This is a genomic window from Streptomyces albireticuli (assembly GCF_021228125.1).
In the GTDB taxonomy this organism is placed as follows: Bacteria; Actinomycetota; Actinomycetes; order Streptomycetales; family Streptomycetaceae; genus Streptomyces; species Streptomyces albireticuli.
In genome coordinates this window covers 428,679-445,770 of record NZ_JAJQQS010000005.1, presented here as the reverse complement: position 1 = coordinate 445,770, position 17,092 = coordinate 428,679, and the positions used below count along the sequence as shown (strand labels likewise).

At 74.1% G+C, this 17,092-nt stretch carries 12 protein-coding genes; 4 read left to right on the top strand and 8 right to left on the bottom strand.

From position 1 onward, the window contains the following. Nucleotides 1-72: 72 nt before the first annotated feature. The 3 genes from LUZ64_RS12695 to purD all read right to left on the bottom strand — a co-directional run bounded on the left by LUZ64_RS12695 (nt 73) and on the right by purD (nt 5,203). The gene (locus tag LUZ64_RS12695) at nt 73-1,563 is read right to left on the bottom strand and encodes a N,N-dimethylformamidase beta subunit family domain-containing protein (RefSeq protein WP_095579986.1); all 1,491 of its coding nucleotides are present in this window, start codon (nt 1,561-1,563) and stop codon (nt 73-75) included. A gap of 231 nt (nt 1,564-1,794) precedes the next feature. Then, nucleotides 1,795-3,495 carry a hypothetical protein gene (locus LUZ64_RS12690; protein WP_372471960.1) on the bottom strand — a complete coding sequence of 567 codons (1,701 nt, stop codon included), beginning with the start codon at nt 3,493-3,495 and terminating at the stop codon, nt 1,795-1,797. Nucleotides 3,496-3,943: 448 nt separating this feature from the next. Further along, nucleotides 3,944-5,203, bottom strand: coding sequence for a phosphoribosylamine--glycine ligase (gene purD, locus LUZ64_RS12685; RefSeq protein ID WP_095580002.1), 1,260 nt, complete (start codon nt 5,201-5,203; stop codon nt 3,944-3,946). A gap of 222 nt (nt 5,204-5,425) precedes the next feature. Here purD and LUZ64_RS12680 point away from each other — a divergent pair, with 222 nt between their 5' ends. After that, nucleotides 5,426-6,157, top strand: coding sequence for an SLATT domain-containing protein (locus LUZ64_RS12680; protein WP_211304964.1), 732 nt, complete (start codon nt 5,426-5,428; stop codon nt 6,155-6,157). A 55-nt stretch (nt 6,158-6,212) separates the two neighbouring features. Here LUZ64_RS12680 and LUZ64_RS12675 read toward each other — a convergent pair whose 3' ends face one another. From LUZ64_RS12675 to LUZ64_RS12660, 4 genes are all read right to left on the bottom strand, one after another. Further along, nucleotides 6,213-6,863, bottom strand: a complete 651-nt coding sequence (locus LUZ64_RS12675) for a putative DNA-mimic protein (protein ID WP_095579982.1) — start codon at nt 6,861-6,863, stop codon at nt 6,213-6,215. Nucleotides 6,864-6,944: 81 nt separating this feature from the next. Beyond that, nucleotides 6,945-9,455 (bottom strand): dolichyl-phosphate beta-glucosyltransferase, encoded by a 2,511-nt coding sequence (locus tag LUZ64_RS12670; RefSeq protein ID WP_372471956.1) that lies wholly within the window; start codon nt 9,453-9,455, stop codon nt 6,945-6,947. 96 nt (nt 9,456-9,551) lie between these two features. Next, entirely contained in the window at nt 9,552-10,256 is a 705-nt protein-coding gene (locus LUZ64_RS12665; protein ID WP_095579980.1) for a GntR family transcriptional regulator, read from the bottom strand. Between the two features lie 125 nt (nt 10,257-10,381). Further along, entirely contained in the window at nt 10,382-11,737 is a 1,356-nt protein-coding gene (locus LUZ64_RS12660; RefSeq protein WP_095579978.1) for an aspartate aminotransferase family protein, read from the bottom strand. Between the two features lie 425 nt (nt 11,738-12,162). On the opposite strand from LUZ64_RS12660, the gene LUZ64_RS12655 reads away from it, so the two are divergent. Beyond that, complete coding sequence (locus LUZ64_RS12655) at nt 12,163-12,366, top strand: cold-shock protein (RefSeq protein WP_095579976.1); 204 nt, start codon at nt 12,163-12,165, stop codon at nt 12,364-12,366. Between the two features lie 129 nt (nt 12,367-12,495). After that, a complete protein-coding gene (locus tag LUZ64_RS12650; RefSeq protein WP_232389878.1) occupies nt 12,496-14,307 on the top strand; it encodes a serine/threonine-protein kinase in 1,812 nt (603 codons plus the stop codon). 108 nt (nt 14,308-14,415) lie between these two features. Here the strand turns inward: LUZ64_RS12650 and LUZ64_RS12645 are convergent, their stop codons facing one another. Beyond that, a complete protein-coding gene (locus tag LUZ64_RS12645) occupies nt 14,416-15,702 on the bottom strand; it encodes an adenylosuccinate synthase (RefSeq protein ID WP_087927399.1) in 1,287 nt (428 codons plus the stop codon). A 265-nt stretch (nt 15,703-15,967) separates the two neighbouring features. Here LUZ64_RS12645 and LUZ64_RS12640 point away from each other — a divergent pair, with 265 nt between their 5' ends. Next, on the top strand, nt 15,968-17,047 hold the full coding sequence (locus LUZ64_RS12640; RefSeq protein ID WP_232389879.1) for a hypothetical protein: 1,080 nt from the start codon (nt 15,968-15,970) through the stop codon (nt 17,045-17,047). Nucleotides 17,048-17,092 lie beyond the last annotated feature (45 nt).

Here is a 17,092-nt window from a genome sequence, read left to right as displayed (position 1 = left end):
TCCAAGCACCACGATTCTGCCGTACGTCCGTGAACGCGGCGGACGAGGGTCGGCGGCGCCCGTGGGACGGGGTCAGCAGCGCTTGCAGATGCGGTCCAGGAGATTGGCCGTGGCCCGCTGGATCCGGGCGTCCGCGTGGCCGGGCCGGTCCAGGGCGGGTGACCAGGCGAAGGTGCCCGAGGCGAAGACGAGGGCGCCGCTGGGCGCGCGGTAGAGCGAGGTCTCCTGGTGGCGTCTGACGCCGTCGCCGTCCTCGTACGGGGAGTGGGCCAGCAGGATGCGGCGGGTGTGCTCGGGCAGGGCCGTCCGGGGGTAGTAGCGGTCGGCCTCGCCCGCGACCAGGCCGGGCAGCTCGTCGCCCTCGGCGGCGCCGGTGGCGTCCCAGAGCCAGTGCCCGGCATTGCGGACGATCATGGGGGCGGGCTCGGGCACCCGGCCCTCGTACTGGATGCCGAGCAGTTGCTGCTCGGCCGGTGTGGTGTCGCGCCACAGCGCGGAGCGGCCGGGGCCGCGATGTTTTCGGCAGGTCAGCAGGTGGTCCGGGCCGGCCGGCGAAGGCGACAGGTCGACCTGCCAGTACATGGTGTTCGCGGACAGGAAGACCAGCGAGGTGCCGGAGTCCCGGGCCAGCTCGGCGGAGCGGCGCATGGCCGGCGACCAGTACTCGTCGTGGCCGGGGAAGACCAGGCCGCGGTAGCGCGAGGGGTCGACGCGGCCGGCGTGCAGGTCGCGGGTGTCGGCGTACGCGAGGTCGTAGCCGTACCGCTCGGCCCAGCGGATGAAGTCGTAGGCGTGCCCGACGTGCAGGGGCAGGCCGGCGCCCGCGAAGGGGCGGTCGAAGGAGACCGTGGTGGCCGCGTCCTCCTCGCCCAGCAGCCGGCCGTCCTCGTCCCAGGCGTGGTAGAGGCTCGCGCCCGTGCGGCCGTCTTCGGGGTAGAGGTTGTACGCCTGCCAGGTGATGTCGGGCAGGACGAGCAGCAGATCGGCCGGATGGGTGTCGCGGACCAGGAAGGGGATGTGGCTGCGGTAGCCGTCGGCGGTGGTCAGGACGGCCACGTAGGCGCCCAGACTCCAGTAGCTGGGGATCTGGAGGCGCCAGGAGAGCCACCAGTGGTGGCAGGAGACCGTGCGGTCGACGGTGAGCGGGGGCGGCTGGACGATGCCGGACAGCCGCGGGCTGGTGGTGATCTTCGCGGCGCCGTCGCCCGCGTAGTGCCCGATGCGGTAGACGTCCACGCCGAACTGCTGCGGCGGGTCGACCGTGATCCGGAAGTCCATGGCCTCGCCGGGGGCGACGGCGCTGTCGGACGCGAAGCCCTTGATCTGCCGGTGGACGTCGTCGGCGGTACGGGGGCGGCGGCCGCGCGGGGCCGGGACGCGGGCCCCGGCGTGCTCGGGGAGCCGCTCCGGGGCGGGGTCCACGTACCAGGGGATGATCTGGCCCGTGCCGTCGAAGTAGCTCTCGGTACCGCGCAGCCAGGGCAGGGGGCCCTGGCCGAAGGGGTCCGAGACGGCGTGCGCGAGCGCCCCCGACTCCCAGCGGCGGATCTGGTCCATCCCCATTGCGCTCCCTCCCCTACGCCCCCCGACGCGTACTCGTCTCCGTGGATGTGCGTCCTGACGCCCGGGCCGGTGCTCGTCGTCCCCGGCGTCGCCGCCGGTCCGGGTGGTGCCTCGGTGCTCGTACTCGCTCGGTCCTGGCTCGGTCCTGGCTCGGTGGCGGGTCGGTCCCCCGCTCGGTGGCGGCTCGGCGCGGGAACGGCGCGGGCCCGGTGGGCCGCCGCCGAACCGGCCTCACACCAGACGGACCGGCTTCTCGGGGCGGACCCCGATCTCGCCGAGCCAGGCGCGCAGCGGCTCGCCGTCGCCGTCCTCGATCAGGCTGAGGACCGTACGGGCCAGATCGGCGCGGCGGGCGCCGCCGACCAGCAGCGCGGGGCCGTCGAGCCAGTCCAGGCCGGGCGCGGCGCCGGCGGTGTCGACGGCGGCGCAGCACACCATGGCCGTCACATGGTCGGTGAGCAGCTCCCTGCCGCTGCGCGGGGGTTGCAGCGGGAACAGCGGTGCGAGCCCGTCGACCCAGGCGTCACCGGCGGCGCCGAACGCGCTCCGGTCCGCCGCGGGCCGTGTCCGGGCGGCCTCCCGGGCCACCTCCGCGGTGAGCCGGGCCTCCAGCTCCTCCGCCACCCCGGGGGCCGCGGGCCCGGTGAGGCGCTCCAGGACGCGGGCCACGGTGGGGGCCGCGCCCGGGGCGGCGCCCAGGGCCGGGGGCAGGGCCGCCACGGGCGCGCCGCCCGCCGCTCCCCCGGTCAGGCCCGGGGGGACGCCGCCGTCCGGGACGCTCTCGGGGACGGCTTCCGCGAGGGCGGGGGCGAGGGGCGCCGGGATGTCGTCCAGGACGCGGTGCAAGCGGGCCGCCTCCAGCCGCCATTTACGGTCGACGACCTCCTCGGGGTACTGGCTCCAGGCGACCGGGGACCAGCCGGGCCCCGGCTCGGCCGGGCCGCCGTGGAACAGCCTGGCGGCCAGCAGGGAGGCCGCCTCGTCGATCGCGCCGGGCTCCTCCAGCAGATCGCAGGCGGGCCGCTCGCCCAGCCGGGAGGTGAAGCCCTCGGCGAGGCGGTCGCGCCGGGACAGCTCGGTGAGCGCCGAGACGACGCCGGCGTCCAGGCGGGAGGGCCAGCGGCCCATCCGCCAGGCGGGCAGCGCGACGCGGTTCAGCAGGCGGTCCCAGCCGGCGTAGGCGAGACCGACCTGCTCCTGGGCGACGATCCGCAGGCCGTAGTCGACGCCCTGGGCGCGCTCGGAGGCGGCCGCGGCCACCCCGCGCTCCATCCGGGCGGCGTGGTCACGGCAGGAGTGCAGCAGCAGCCGGGCGACGCCCCCGACGAACGCGAGGGCCGGGCGCCCCGCGGCGACGGCCACGGCGGCGTCCAGGCCCCGGACGAAGCGGCGGGCCGCCGCTATGTCGGGGTTGGCGGAGGGGCCCGTGCCCGCCACGACGGGCGCCAGCAGCGCCCGGAGCTCGGCGACCCGCATCCACCACAGGAACGGGGAGCCGATCACCAGCACCGGGGCGGCGCCGCTGCGGCGCCTCGGCCGGGACAGCCCGGCCCGCGGCCGGCGCGGCGGGCCGTGCGCCGGATGCGTACGGTCCTCCAGCCAGCTGTCGCAGTCGGGCGTGAGGGCCATGGCGGAAGGCGCGGGGACGCCCAGCCGCTCGGCCAGCTCACGGACGAGGCGGTAGAGGTCGGGGGCCGTCTCCTCGGGGATCGGGACCGTGGGGCTCTGCGCGGGCCGGGCCCGGACGACCACGGCGGTGACCGCGGCGGCCAGCGCCAGGGCCAGCAGGGCGGCGCCGGTGACGGCCCAGCGGGCCGTGCTCCAGCCGCCGCCGTCCGGGATGCGCCCCATGGAGACGCCGGCCAGCAGCACGACGGCGACGGCCGCCGGCAGCAGAGCGACGGCCAGCGCGGCGCTGCGGATGCGCAGCACCGCGAGGGCTTGGGCACGCGCGACCAGCACGCCTGTCTCCGGACCTGCCACGGGACCGATCACCCCCTTGCCAGTTGGTGCTCCGCCGAGGAGTGCGACAGCGGGAGCAACGCCCGCTGCGTTGCCCTTCCCCCACTGTGGCACCGGCCTCTGACATCGCAATGCCGGTGGGCCAGTTGCCGGACGCGCGGCACCTGGCTTGCGCCGCACCCTAGTTGGGGGTGGGGCGCGCGTCAGCCAGTTGGGCAACCGGTCACCCGATGGAATGGCTTTGGGTAAAGCCGCCCGGAAACCGCCGGCCGGACTGCTCCACCAGTCAGCCGGCTGGCAAGTGGGCCTCCCCGGGACCGTTCCCAGCCGCGCCCTTCCACACACCTCAGCGATTCCGACAACCGGCCCGTACCGAGGCGGTACGGGCCGGTTGTGTGCGGCTGAAGGTGTGCCGAGGTCAGGGGCGCGCGGCGGAGGCCGCGGCCCGCTCGGCGATGTCGGTGCGGTGGTGGGAACCGTCCAGCCGGACGAGGGCGACGCCCTCGTAGGCGCGCTCGCGGGCCGTGGCGAGGTCGGGGCCCGTGGCCGTGACGGACAGCACCCGGCCGCCGGCGCTGACGACCCGGCCCTCGGCGTCGTGGGCGGTCCCGGCGTGCAGGACATAGGCATCGTCCAGGGCGTCCACCGCCGGCAGGCCCTCGATCACATCGCCGGTACGCGGGGTACCGGGGTAGTTGTGCGAGGCGACCACGACGGTGACGGCGGCGCCGTCGCTCCAGCGCAGCGGCGGGAACGTGGCGAGGGTGCCGGTCCCGGCGGCGTGCAGCAGCCCGGCCAGCGGGGTCTTCAGGCGGGCGAGCACGACCTGCGTCTCGGGGTCGCCGAAGCGCGCGTTGAACTCGATCACCCGGACGCCGCGCGAGGTGATCGCGAGCCCCGCGTAGAGCAGGCCGGAGAAGGGCGTGCCCCGGCGGCGCAGCTCGTCGACGGTGGGCTGGAGGACGCTCTGGAGGACCTCCTCGACCAGCTTGGGGTCGGCCCACGGGAGCGGGGAGTACGCGCCCATGCCGCCGGTGTTCGGGCCCTCGTCGCCGTCGAGGGCGCGCTTGAAGTCCTGGGCGGGCTGGAGCGGGACGACCGTCTCACCGTCGGTGACCGCGAAGAGGGAGACCTCGGGACCGTCGAGGAACTCCTCGATGACCACCCGGCCGCAGGCGAGCGCGTGCTCGCGGGCGGCGGCGACGTCGCCGGTCACGACGACGCCCTTGCCGGCGGCCAGCCCGTCGTCCTTCACGACGTAAGGAGCGCCGAAGGCGTCGAGCGCGGCGTCGATCTCCTCCGGGGTGGTGCACACGTAGGCGCGGGCGGTGGGGACGTTCGCGGCGGCCATGACGTCCTTGGCGAACGCCTTGGAGCCTTCCAGCCGCGCCGCTTCGGCCGAGGGCCCGAAGACGGGGATGCCGCGCTCGCGGACGGCGTCGGCGACGCCCGCGACGAGCGGGGCCTCCGGGCCGACGACGACGAGCTCCGCGCCCAGCGCTTCGGCGAGGGCCACGACGGCCGCACCGTCGAGGGCGTCCACCGGATGCACCTCGGCGACCTCCGCGATCCCCGCGTTTCCGGGGGCGCAGTGCAGCGCGGTGACGTCGGGATCGAGGGACAGTGAGCGGCACAGGGCGTGTTCGCGGGCGCCGCCGCCGATGACGAGGACCTTCACACCGGTCACCCTATTGCCTCGTCGACTGATCGATTCCCGGGGCCGGTCACTCTCCGTCCTCGCCGTCACCCACGTGCCCCACTCTTTCGGGTGAGTGCCGGGCGGCCCTATACCGGATTCCTCAGCGCTTACGGGCGGAAAACCATGGATCTTGTCCCCAAGACCGACCGTTCGGCGGTAGGAAGGTGGCTCGCGATCCGCAGCGGCAGAGGGAGTGCACGGGTGAGCCAGCCGGAGATGCAGCCCGAAGGGCTCCCCCGCGAGCAGAGTGGGAGGCACCGTGGCGACCTGCGCGGCCGGACCTTCCCGCTCGGCGACTGGGGGGAACCCGCGGAGCGTCTCGATGAGCTGTACCGATGGGTGGAGAACGGCGCGCTGTATTTGGTCGACTGGTATCTCGCGGACCGCGCCTGGAAACGCCGCTGGGCGCGCGCGCTGCGCATCGGCGCCGCGCTCTGCGCCGTGGCGGGTGCCGCGCTGCCGCTGTTGCAGCTGACGGGCATCGTCCGCACCGGTTCGGCGTGGGGGTTCCTGGTGCTGCTCGGGGCGGTGGCGTGCGTCGCGTGCGACCGCTTCTTCGGGCTGACGTCGGGATGGATGCGGGCCGTGGCCACGGCCCAGGCCGTGCAGCGGCGGCTGGAGGCGCTCCAGTTCGACTGGGCGTCGGAGTGTGTGCGCGAGGTGCTGGGCCCGACCGAGGGCACGGCGAGCGAGGCCGCGGAGCGGTGCCTGAGCGTGCTGCGGCGCTTCTCCGAGGACGTCTCGGAGCTCGTCCGGGCGGAGACGGCGGACTGGATGATCGAGTTCCGGGCGGGGCCGACCCCGCTGGTCACCCAGTCGCTGGTGTCGTGGGGGCCGCGCGGCGAGGGCGGCGGCCCGCTGCCGCGCTTCCCGCTGCCCCCGGGGACCCGGCCCAACATGCCCCGGCAGCGTCCCCCGGAGCCGCCCCGCTGAATCCCGGCGGGGCGGCCCGCGGCCGTTCACCGGCCGGGGCGGGGCCGCTCTCCGGTCAGCTGAAGACGATCATCGACCCCTGGCCGAGGCTGCGCGTCGCGGCGGCGTGCAGTCCCAGCCATACGTGCCGCTCCCGCGCGAACGGGCTGTCGTCGTACGGGCCGGGCACCGCGGGCTCCTCCAGGCCCGTGGGACGGTCCGGCGCGGTCGGCGGGGCGGGCGGGTTGCCGGGGTCGATGCCGAGGACCGGTGCCACCTGGTGAAGTTCGCGCAGCAGCCCCTGACTGGACCCCAGGGGCCCGCCGCCCTCCAGCAGTTCCTCGCTCGACAGCGGGTGCGCGAAGTCCACCGGTACGTACGCGCCCGCGTGGTCGTAGTGCCAGACCAGGTGCGACTGCTGGGCCGTGGTCTCGAACATCTCCAGCAACTGCTCGTAGTCCCCGCCGAGTTCGTCGACGGGTGTGACCGCGAGACCGCACAGGTTCAGCAGGTGGGCGCGGCGCAGGAAGTGCAGGGCGTCGTAGTCGAAGCCCGCGACCGGGGCCACGTCCCCGGAGAGCCCCGGCATGTAGCCGAAGACGGGGACGGGGGGCAGCCCGGCCTCGCCGAGCGCCTTGTCGTACGAGGCGATCTCTTCGGCGAAGGGGTTGTCCGGGCTGTGGCACAGCACATCGACGAGGGGCACCAGCCAGAGGTCACACGCCACGTGAACTCACTCTCGGTCGCGTTGAGTGCGATGGTCGGGCCAGAGTAGTGCTGTCGGCCCTGTTGTCATACCGGGCGGGCGTCAGCCACCCGCCACGTCCCAGACCCACAGCCCGCCGAGGCGTCGCGGCTCCCGTCCGGTGAGCCGGGTGACGGTCTCCCGCAGCTGCGCGGCGTGCTGCCGGGGGTCGAGGACGAGGCTGTCGGCGCGCCAGTACCGGAGGTCCGTGCGGAACTCGCGGCGCTGCTGGGGTCCGATGTCCGGGATCCTGCCGGTGTCGTGGACTCCTTGGAGGAGGTCGGAGGTGGGGCGCGGCACGGCTCCGTAGACGCCGATGCGGTCCGGTCCCCAGGGGCCGTTGAAATAGCCGCCGGGGAAGGCGAAGCCGAGGCCGGCCCGGACCTGCCAGTGGAGGGCGGCGGTGTCGGAGGGGCTGGGCAGGGGGACGGGCACCAGGGTGCGGCCGGGGCGCACGTGGTCGCGCCAGGTGCCGTCCGCGACGAAGTCGGGCACCGGCTCCCGCTCGACCGTCCGGTACGGCGTGGGGAGGACGGGCAGGAGCGCGACGGCGAGGGCCGCCCAGCCCAGCAGGCGGTGCGAGCGCTCGCGCTCGCTGCGCAGTCTGCGCGCGGCGAGCCGGTCGCAGGCGAGGGCGAGGAGGATGCCGATGGGCGCCACGCAGATCATGGCGGCGCGCGATTCGATGACGGACTCGAAGACCGGCAGCTCGGCGACGAGCCGCCAGGGGCCGGGCAGCGTCCGGTCCGTGCCGGGCAGCGGGATGTTCTGCCCGAGCGAGAGGAGGGCCGCGGCGGCCGCGGTGAAGGCGAGGGCGCGGACCCTCGGTTCGGCGCGCAGGCGGACGGCGATCGCGACCGTAAGGACGACGAGGGGCCACCCGAAGAAGGCGTTCTCCTCGGTCCGGTTGAGGGAGAGGGAGGCGGCGACGTCCGGGTCGCCCGCCAGTGACCGGGTGGCGAATTCCAGGAGGGCCATCGGGTGGTTGCCGACCTGCCCGTGCAGGACGCTGCCGTAGCTCTGCGGGCCGAGGAACTGCCAGGCGAGCGGGACGGCCGCCAGGGGCACGGCGACGAGCGCGGCGACGCCCAGGCCGCGCAGCAGCCGGGGGGCGACGGCCCGCGCCAGATCGGGGTCGGCGACGGCGTGGGCGAGGGCGTAGAGGGCGAGGCCGGTGACGGCCAGCAGCAGCGCCTCCTCGCCGAGGAAGATCTGGTAGGTCAGGAAGAGGCCGAGGAGCACCCCGTCGCGCCGGGTGCGGCGGCCCTCGCACAGCCGCAGCAGCCGGTCGACGATCACCGGGATCATGAAGAGCACGGCGAAGTTGGGGTGGGCGTTGCCGTGCGAGATCATCGGCGGCGCGAAGGCGCAGAATCCGCCGCCGAGCGCGGCGGCCCACCGGGAGCGTACGAAGCGCTTGGCGAGCAGCCAGTACCAGGCGCAGGCGGTCGCCGCCAGACCGCCGGTGAGCACCAGCGCCCAGGTGACGTGGGCGCCGAGGGCCAGGGTGACGGGCGCGAGCGGGACGGACAGCCCGAGCATTGAGGTGTTCGCCATGAGGTTCACACCGTCCGGGGCGTTCTGGAGCCCGGTGAAGAGCGGGTTGCGCAGGTGGGCGACGTTGTCCGCGGCGACCGCGAAGAACCACTCCCACTGGGTCTGGTCGGAGCCGGAGTCGGCGAGGTAGCGGCCGCCGGGCGAGGCCCACAGGCCGGCGTAGAGCACGGCGGCGACGAGCAGGAAGAGCGCGGGTATCGCGAGCCGGACGGGGGCCACGGAGCCCCAGCGGATGCGGGCGAGGTCGGCGAGGGCGCCGAGGTAGGCGCGCGGGCGGACCTTGGAGCCGGGCTGGTGGGCCCAGCGGACGGGCACCTCGGCGATCTTCCAGCCCTCCTGGTGGAAGAAGCGCAGGATCTCGGCGTCGAAGCTCCAGCCGTCCAGCCGGGAGCGCGCGAAGGCGGTACGGACCTTGTCGCCGTCGAAGAGCTTGAAGCCGCACTGGGTGTCCCGTATGCCGGGCACCGCGGCGGCGCGTATCAGCCGGGCGCCCAGCTTGCCCATGAGCTCGCGCAGGGCGTGCTGGCGGACGGCGATGCGGGAGCCGGGCAGGGCGCGGGAGCCGACGGCCGCGGCGGCGCCCTCGTCGAGCCTGCGGCCGAGGAGGTCCAGCTCCTCGACGGGGGTGGCCAGGTCGGCGTCGGTGACCAGGACGCGGGCACCGCGCGAGGCGAGCACCCCGGTGCGCACGGCGTGGCCCTTGCCCCGGTTGGCGGGGGTGCGCAGCAGCCGGACGCGCGGATCGGCCTCGGCGGCCGCCTCGGCGATGTCGGCGGTGGCGTCCGTGGAGCCGTCGTCGACGACGATCAGCTCCCAGGTGGCGGGGGCGCCCGTGGGGGCCCTCAGGGTGGCGAGGTACGAGCGGACGGCGGCCAGCGTCGGGGCGAGCCGGTCCTCCTCGTCATAGGCCGGGATGACGACCGTCAGATCGATCCGCGTCAGATCGTCCGCCGCCGGATCGCCTGATTCCGGCGGACGGGCGGACGGGAGCGAGGATTGGCTGGAAGGTGACGTCACAAGCTGTGGACGCTCTCAATCAAACTACTGGTTGCGTGCCGGCGTCGCTTTCCCGGAATTATTCACACGAACCGATGAACATATGAAGCTTCGACCCTATTCGGTCACGCTCGCGATCAATGCCAGAGAATGTTCGTTGTATGCAGCAATGATCCGTTCGGCGGCGAACGCGTCACGCGCCGCCACCGCCTCGACCAGCTCGCCGTGGCCGTGCCACAGCCGCCCGCGCAGCGTCGGCAGCCGGCGCAGCAGCGGCACCGTGAAGATCCAGCTCTGCACCCGGACCCGATCCAGGAAATCCGATATGTACGGATTTCCGACCAGGCCCGCCAGTTCGCGCCAGAAGCGCAGGTCGTAGCCGATCAGGATGTCCAGGTCCCCCGCCACCGCGGCCCGCGCAGCCTCCTCGGCCCGCCGCCGCACGGACGCCAGGGCGGCGGGCGGCACGGCGTTCAGGGTGTGCTCGGCGAGGGGCGCGCCCGCCGCGCCCTTGAAGCTGCGGGGCAGCCGGAAGATGCCCTCGACGATCAGGGCGCGGGCCTCGACCATGTCGCGGAAGTCGGCGTAGGAGAACGCGCGCACGCGGTAGCTCTTGTGCAGCTCCACGTCGAGCAGCCCCTGGGAGCAGAGGTCGAGCAGCGCCTCGCGCACGGGCGTCGCGGAGACGCCGTACTGCTCGGCGATCTCCTTGACCGTGAACTGGCGCCCCGCGGGGAGCCGTCCGGCGATCACCTCGTCCCGCAGGGCGTCGGCGATCTGCGAACGCAGCGTCGTCCGTCTGACCGCCTCGCTGCCGGGCATCGTGTCCGTCTCCCCTTCCGTGACCGGGCGCCCGCATGCGAACGGCCCTCGCAACAAGATAGGCGAGGGCCGTCGCGGAGCGTACGGGCGTGCGCGCGGGAAGGACGTACGGTACCCCGAGCGCGTCAGACGGTGTGCGCGTCGGCCGCCGTGAGCGCCTCGTCCAGCAGGGCCAGGCCCTGCCGCGCCTCGTCCTCGGAAACGGTGCAGGGCGGCACGACATGCGTCCGGTTCATATTGACGAAAGGCCACAGACCGGACTTCTTGCAGGCTGCCGTGAAGGCGGCCATCGGGGCGTTGGCCTCGCCCGAAGCGTTGTACGGGACCAGCGGCTCCCGGGTGGCGCGGTCCCTGACCAGCTCCACCGCCCAGAAGACGCCGAGGCCGCGCACCTCGCCGACGCTCGGGTGGCGCTCGGCGAGCTCGCGCAGCCCGGGGCCGAGGACGTCCTCGCCGATCCGCGCGGCGTTCTCCACGATGCCCTCCTCGGCCATCGCCTCGATCGTCGCCACGGCGGAGGCACAGGCGAGCGGATGCCCGGAGTAGGTGAGGCCGCCGGGGTACGGCCGCTCGTCGAAGGTGGCGGCGATCTCCGCGGAGATCGCGACGCCGCCGAGCGGCACATAGCCGGAGTTGACGCCCTTGGCGAAGGTCAGCAGGTCGGGGGTGACGTCCCAGTGGTCGGCCGCGAACCAGCGGCCCGTACGCCCGAAACCGGCCATGACCTCGTCCAGGACGAAGACGATGCCGTGACGGTCGCAGATCTCCCGGACACCGGCCAGGTAGCCGGCCGGCGGCACCATGATCCCGGCGGTGCCGGGGACGGTCTCCAGGATGATCGCGGCCACGGTCCCCGGCCCCTCGAAGGCGAGGGTGTCCTCGAGGTGGCGCAGGGCGCGCGCGCACTCCTGCTCCTCGGTCTCCGCGTGGAAGGGCGAGCGGTAGAGGAACGGCCCCCAGAAGTGCACGACGCCCGCCGAGGCGGTGTCGGAGGGCCAACGGCGCGGATCACCGGTGAGGTTGATCGCCGCGGCCGTAGCCCCGTGGTACGAGCGGTAGGTGCTGAGCACCTTGGGACGGCCGGTGTGCAGCCGCGCCATGCGCACGGCGTTCTCGACCGCCTCGGCGCCGCCGTTGGTGAAGAAGATCTTGTCGAGGTCGCCCGGCGTGCGCCCGGCGATCAGCCGCGCCGCCTCCGCGCGCACGTCGACCGCGAACCCCGGCGCGATCGTGCACAGCTTCGCCGCCTGCTCCCGCACCGCGGCGACCACTTTGGGGTGCTGGTGGCCGATGTTCGTGTTGACGAGCTGGGAGGAGAAATCGAGGTAGCGATTGCCGTCGTAGTCCCAGAAGTACGAGCCCTCGGCCCCGGCGACGGCCAGCGGGTCGATGAGGCCCTGCGCGGACCAGGAGTGGAAGACGTGCGCCCGGTCGGCGGCCTTGACGGCGGCCTTGGTGCGGGGGTCTGGCTGCGTGTTCAACGGCGTGACCTCGGATCGCGTGGCGGGAGGAAGCGCGGACACGGCCAGCGTAGGGAGCGCCTCCGGACGCCGGAACAGGCACTGTGTCTGGCGCTCGCCCCGCCCGCGGACACAGTGCCGGGCGGGCGGGGGCAACGGGCCGCGCCGGGAGGCGGATCGGCCCGGGGCCGGGCCCCGGAAGGGCCGGCGGAGGGCCGGCGGACGGACCACGGTACGGGGCGGCGAACGGACCGCCGTACGGGGCGGCGCGCCCGCGAATTTCCCGGCCGTGAAATCCACCGATGACACAGGCCGCGTGCTACGGTCATTTTCGCGTTGCAGTTCTGAACCTATTTCATCTCGGCGCCCTGACGGTCTGTGACCTCGGGCGCCGTTGCATTATTCCGCGCCGTGCGGATTGTGCACAGCTCTCATAGGAGATCGTCTTGGCTACCGGCACCGTGAAGTGGTTCAACTCCGAAAAGGGATTCGGATTCATCGAGCAGGACGGTGGCGGCGCCGACGTCTTCGCCCACTACTCGAACATCGCGACGCAGGGCTTCCGTGAGCTCTCGGAGGGCCAGAAGGTCTCCTTCGACGTGACCCAGGGCCAGAAGGGCCCCCAGGCGGAGAACATCGTTCCCGCCTGACCCTTCCCCGAGGGTTCAACAGCGAGCCGGGGCCCCGTACTTTCAAGGTGCGGGGCTCCGGCCGTTTGCCGCCCCGCTATTCTCCGGGCGGAGAACACCACGGGGGACACGGGGGAGGAGACGGGCGGCATGGAAAATCTCGAGGGCCTAAGGTCCGACGATCCGCGCGTACTGGGCGCGTACCGGCTGCTGGGCCGGCTCGGCGCGGGCGGCATGGGCCGGGTCTACCTGGCGCGCTCGGACCGGGGCCGCACGGTGGCGGTCAAGCTGGTCCACCAGGAGCTGGCCGGCCAGGAGGAGTTCCGGCGGCGCTTCCGGGCGGAGGTGCGCGCGGCCCGGCAGGTGGGCGGCGAGTGGACCGCCCCGGTGCTCGACGCGGACACCGAAGCCGACATCCCCTGGGTCGCCACCGGCTACATCGCGGGCCCCGCCCTGCGGCAGGTCGTGGACCAGGACTTCGGGCCGCTGCCCGAGCGGTCCGTGCGCATCCTCGCCGCGGGCCTCGCGCGCGCCCTCCAGGCCATCCACGCCGCGGGCGTCGTACACCGCGACCTCAAGCCGTCCAACGTCCTGATCACCCTGGACGGCCCCCGCGTCATCGACTTCGGCATCGCCCGCGCCCTGGAGACCGTCACCGACGGCGGCCTCACCCGCACCGGCGCGGCCGTCGGCTCGCCCGGCTTCATGTCGCCCGAGCAGGTGCGCGGCGCCCGGGTGACCCCGGCGAGCGACGTCTTCTGCCTCGGCTCGGTGCTGGCGTACGCGGCCACCGGCCGGATGCCCTTCGGCACGGCCGACAGCGGCGTCCACGCGCTGATGTACCGCATCGCGGAGGAGGAGCCCGACCTCACCGGGGTCCCCGCCCCGCTGCTGCCCCTGATCGAGGCGTGCCTGGCCAAGGACCCCGAGGAGCGCCCGGCCCCGGCGGAGATCCTGGAGCGCGCGGACGACGCGGCCGGCGAGGGTGCGCCGGCGGACGCGCGGTCCGCCGAGCCCTGGCTGCCCGGCGGCCTGGTGGCGCGGCTCGGCCGGCGGGCCGTGCAGCTGCTGGACGTCGAGGAGCCCGCCCGCCACCCCGGCCCGCTGCCGCCCGAGCACGCGCCGACCGCGATAGCCGGCGCGGCGCCCACGGCACCGCCCGTGGCGCCGCCGGCCCCCGAGCCGCTGCCGGAGCCGACGCTCATCGGCCGCCAGGACCCGCCCACCGTCACCGCGGGCCGCCCCGTCGGCCCCCAGCCGGTGCCGCAGCCCGCGCCGCCGCCCTACGGCTACCCGCAGGCGGGCCCGTACGGCAACAGCCCCTACGGCACCGGCACCCACGTCGGCCCGTACGTCCCCGCGCCCCGCGGCCGCTCCCAGGGGCCGGTCGTGCTGGCCGCCGTGGTGGCCGGCGGGCTGATCGCGGGCGGCGCGACCGTCTTCCTCCTCAAGCAGGACGCCGACAAGAAGGACGAGGCGCGCGACAGCAGCGCCTCGCCGTCCGCCTCCGCCCCGCGGAACCCGGCCGGACCGGACCCGGCCGCACCGCGCTCCGCCACGCCCTCGGCCGGTACGGCCGCTCCGAGCACCCCGGCCGCCGGGCCCGTGCCGCAGGCGTTCCTCGGGACCTGGCAGTCGGACTTCCGCAACGAGTCCGGGGCCCACACGCGCAGCGTCACCCTCCGGCAGGGGCCGCTCGGCAGCACGGTCGCCGACATCAGCGGCAGCGGCACCGACAAGGACGGCGTCGCCTACCGCTGCGCCTGGACGGCCGACCTCGCCGGCGGCGGCGAGGGCGGCGCGCCGCTGCACCTCGGCCCGTCCCGGGTCACCCTCGCCCAGCCGGCCACGGACTGCTCGCCGGGCCCGCGCAGCGAGCTGACCCTGCTGTCGGACGGCGGGATGAGCCGCGAACTGGTCGGCAAGGGCGAGGCCCCGCTCACGTACCGGAAGGTCGGCTGAGCCTTACGGGAACGCACGACGCCCCGGTGGCGGGAGCCACCGGGGCGTGTCGGGTGCGCGGCGCCCCGGGAGGGGCGGCGGAACCTGGGTACTGCGGTCCTACGGGTCCTACGAGAGGAAGGAGTTGATCTCGATCGTCTCGGTACGGCCCGGGCCGACGCCGATCGCGGAGATCGGCGCGCCGGACATCTCCTCCAGCGCCTTCACGTACGCCTGCGCGTTCTTCGGCAGGTCGGCGAAGGTCTTGGCCTTGGTGATGTCCTCGGACCAGCCCGGCAGCATCTCGTAGATCGGCTTCGCGTGGTGGAAGTCGCTCTGGCTGTAGGGCAGCTCCTCGACGCGCTTGCCGTCGATCTCGTAGGCGACGCAGACCGGGATCTGCTCCCAACCGGTGAGCACGTCGAGCTTGGTGAGGAAGAAGTCCGTCAGGCCGTTGACGCGGGTCGCGTAGCGGGCGATGACGGCGTCGAACCAGCCGCAGCGGCGGTCACGGCCGGTGGTCACACCGCGCTCGCCACCGATGGTCCGCAGCGCCTCGCCGTCCTTGTCGAACAGCTCGGTCGGGAACGGGCCGGCGCCGACGCGGGTCGTGTACGCCTTGAGGATGCCGATGACACGGTTGATCTTCGTCGGGCCGACGCCGGCACCCGTGCAGGCGCCGCCCGCGGTCGGGTTGGACGAGGTGACGAAGGGGTACGTGCCGTGGTCGACGTCGAGCAGCGTGCCCTGGCCGCCCTCGAAGAGGACGACCTTGCCCTCGTCGATGGCGTTGTTGAGGATCAGCGTCGTGTCGGCCACGTACGGCTTGATCTGCTCCGCGTAGGTGAGCAGCTCCTCGACGATCTTGCCGGACTCGATGGCGCGGCGGTTGTAGAGCTTCGCCAGGATCTGGTTCTTGAAGTCGAGAGCGGCCTCGACCTTCTGCTCCAGGATCGACTCGTCGTAGAGGTCCTGGACGCGGATGCCCACGCGGTTGATCTTGTCGGCGTAGGTCGGGCCGATGCCGCGGCCGGTGGTGCCGATCTTCCGCTTGCCGAGGAAGCGTTCCGTCACCTTGTCGACCGTCGTGTGGTACGGCGTGATCAGGTGCGCGTTACCGCTGAGCAGCAGCTTGGACGTGTCGACGCCGCGCTCGTTGAGTCCGCTCAGCTCGGAGAGCAGGACCGCCGGGTCGACGACGACTCCGTTACCGATCACCGGGGTGCACCCCGGCGAGAGGATTCCGGAAGGGAGGAGATGCAGCGCGTATTTCTGGTCGCCGACGACCACCGTGTGGCCGGCGTTGTTGCCACCTTGGTAGCGCACCACATAGTCCACGGATCCACCGAGGAGGTCGGTGGCCTTTCCCTTGCCCTCGTCACCCCACTGAGCACCGAGCAGCACAAGTGCGGGCACAGGCGTACACCCCTTCCGGGCGGGGCATGTCCAACGTGCGTGGTGGTGTCACCTCGCGTGCTCACGGCGTACACCACCGCTAGAGCCGTCGAACCCGTGCCCCGGATAGACGAAGCCCCTGGCGCAACAGCGACAGGGGCTCTTGCACCGAGAGATTACCGAATATTTCGCTCGGGGGACGAACAGAAAGACCCGGGGCCCCTCGGCGAGGCCGGGGAGCCCGGGGCCGTCCCCCGGGAAAAACAGCACCTGAGGAAGGACCGAGGTGTCGGCTCCAGACTCCACCGAGCAGGCTCTGCTCGTGGTCATCGACCCGGTCGCCCGACGCGTGGACGGGGAGTCCGTGCGGATCGCGAAGGACGTCCTCTGCGGCGGCGCGGTGGCGAAGATATGCCTACCGGAAGGCCCCGAGGACGTCGAGCGCGCCCTGGCCCGGCGCGGCCGGCGGCGCCCCGTGGTCATCGGCGACGACCGGGCCCTGCTGCACGCCGTGAGGGTGCTGCACCGCCGCCGTGAGCTGCCGGAGGTGCCGGTGTCGCTGGTGCCCATCGGCGCCCTCCCGGCCGTCTCGCTGGCCCGCACGCTCGGGGTGCCCCTGGGGTCGGTCGCGGCGGCGCGGGCCGTCCTGGACGGCACGGAGCGCCGTCTGGACGCCTTGGTGGACGACGGCGACGGCGTGGTGCTGGGCGGCCTGTGGATCCCGGGCGCGGGCGGCCTGGACCGGGCGGTGCCGCCCTTCGAGACGAACGAGGCGATTAGGCCGAACGGGTCGGGCGGGCCGGACGGGGCGGTGTCCGGCCTCGGGGCCGGGGTGCCGTCGCCGACCCGGGCCGGCGACGGCGGGGCCGAGGGCGACGCCGGGGGCGGGGGCGGCGGCCTCGCCGGGCTCGGGGCCGGCACGGCCGCGGAGGTGACCGCGGAGGCACCCGCCGGGATGACCTCCGAGGTGGCCGCCGAGGTGACGGGAGTCACAGACCCGGACCGGCCGTGGTGGTCACCCGCCGCCCGTACGGCCCGCTCGGCGCTGACCCTGCTCACCGGCCCGGCCGCCCGCCACCAAGCGCTGCCGTCGTGCACCCGCCTGCGGGTGGAGGCCGACGGCGTACTGCTCGCGGACCTGGACCGGCCGGTCGCGCGGGTCGCGGTCTCCACCGTGGACGGCTTCGCGGAGGTCGTGATCCACACGCATGCGGGGGAACGCCCGCTGCGGACGCGGGCGCGCCGCGTCACGGTGTCGGGGCCGGGCTTCCGCTACCGGGCGGACAACGTGGCGGCGGGGCCGTTCCGCGCGCGGACGTGGACGGTGGTGGAGGGGGCTTGGCGGTTGGTGCTGCCGCGGGTTTGAGCGGGTGGGGGTACGGCGGGGTGGTGCGGGCGCGGTCGGCGGCCC

Bases quoted from the DNA above. Each gene is read 5' to 3' on its own strand.
- LUZ64_RS12695 (WP_095579986.1), bottom strand. From the start codon at position 1,563: ATGGGGATGGACCAGATCCGCCGCTGGGAGTCGGGGGCGCTCGCGCAC.
- LUZ64_RS12665 (WP_095579980.1), bottom strand. From the start codon at position 10,256: ATGCCCGGCAGCGAGGCGGTCAGACGGACGACGCTGCGTTCGCAGATC.
- LUZ64_RS12650 (WP_232389878.1), top strand. From the start codon at position 12,496: ATGGAAAATCTCGAGGGCCTAAGGTCCGACGATCCGCGCGTACTGGGC.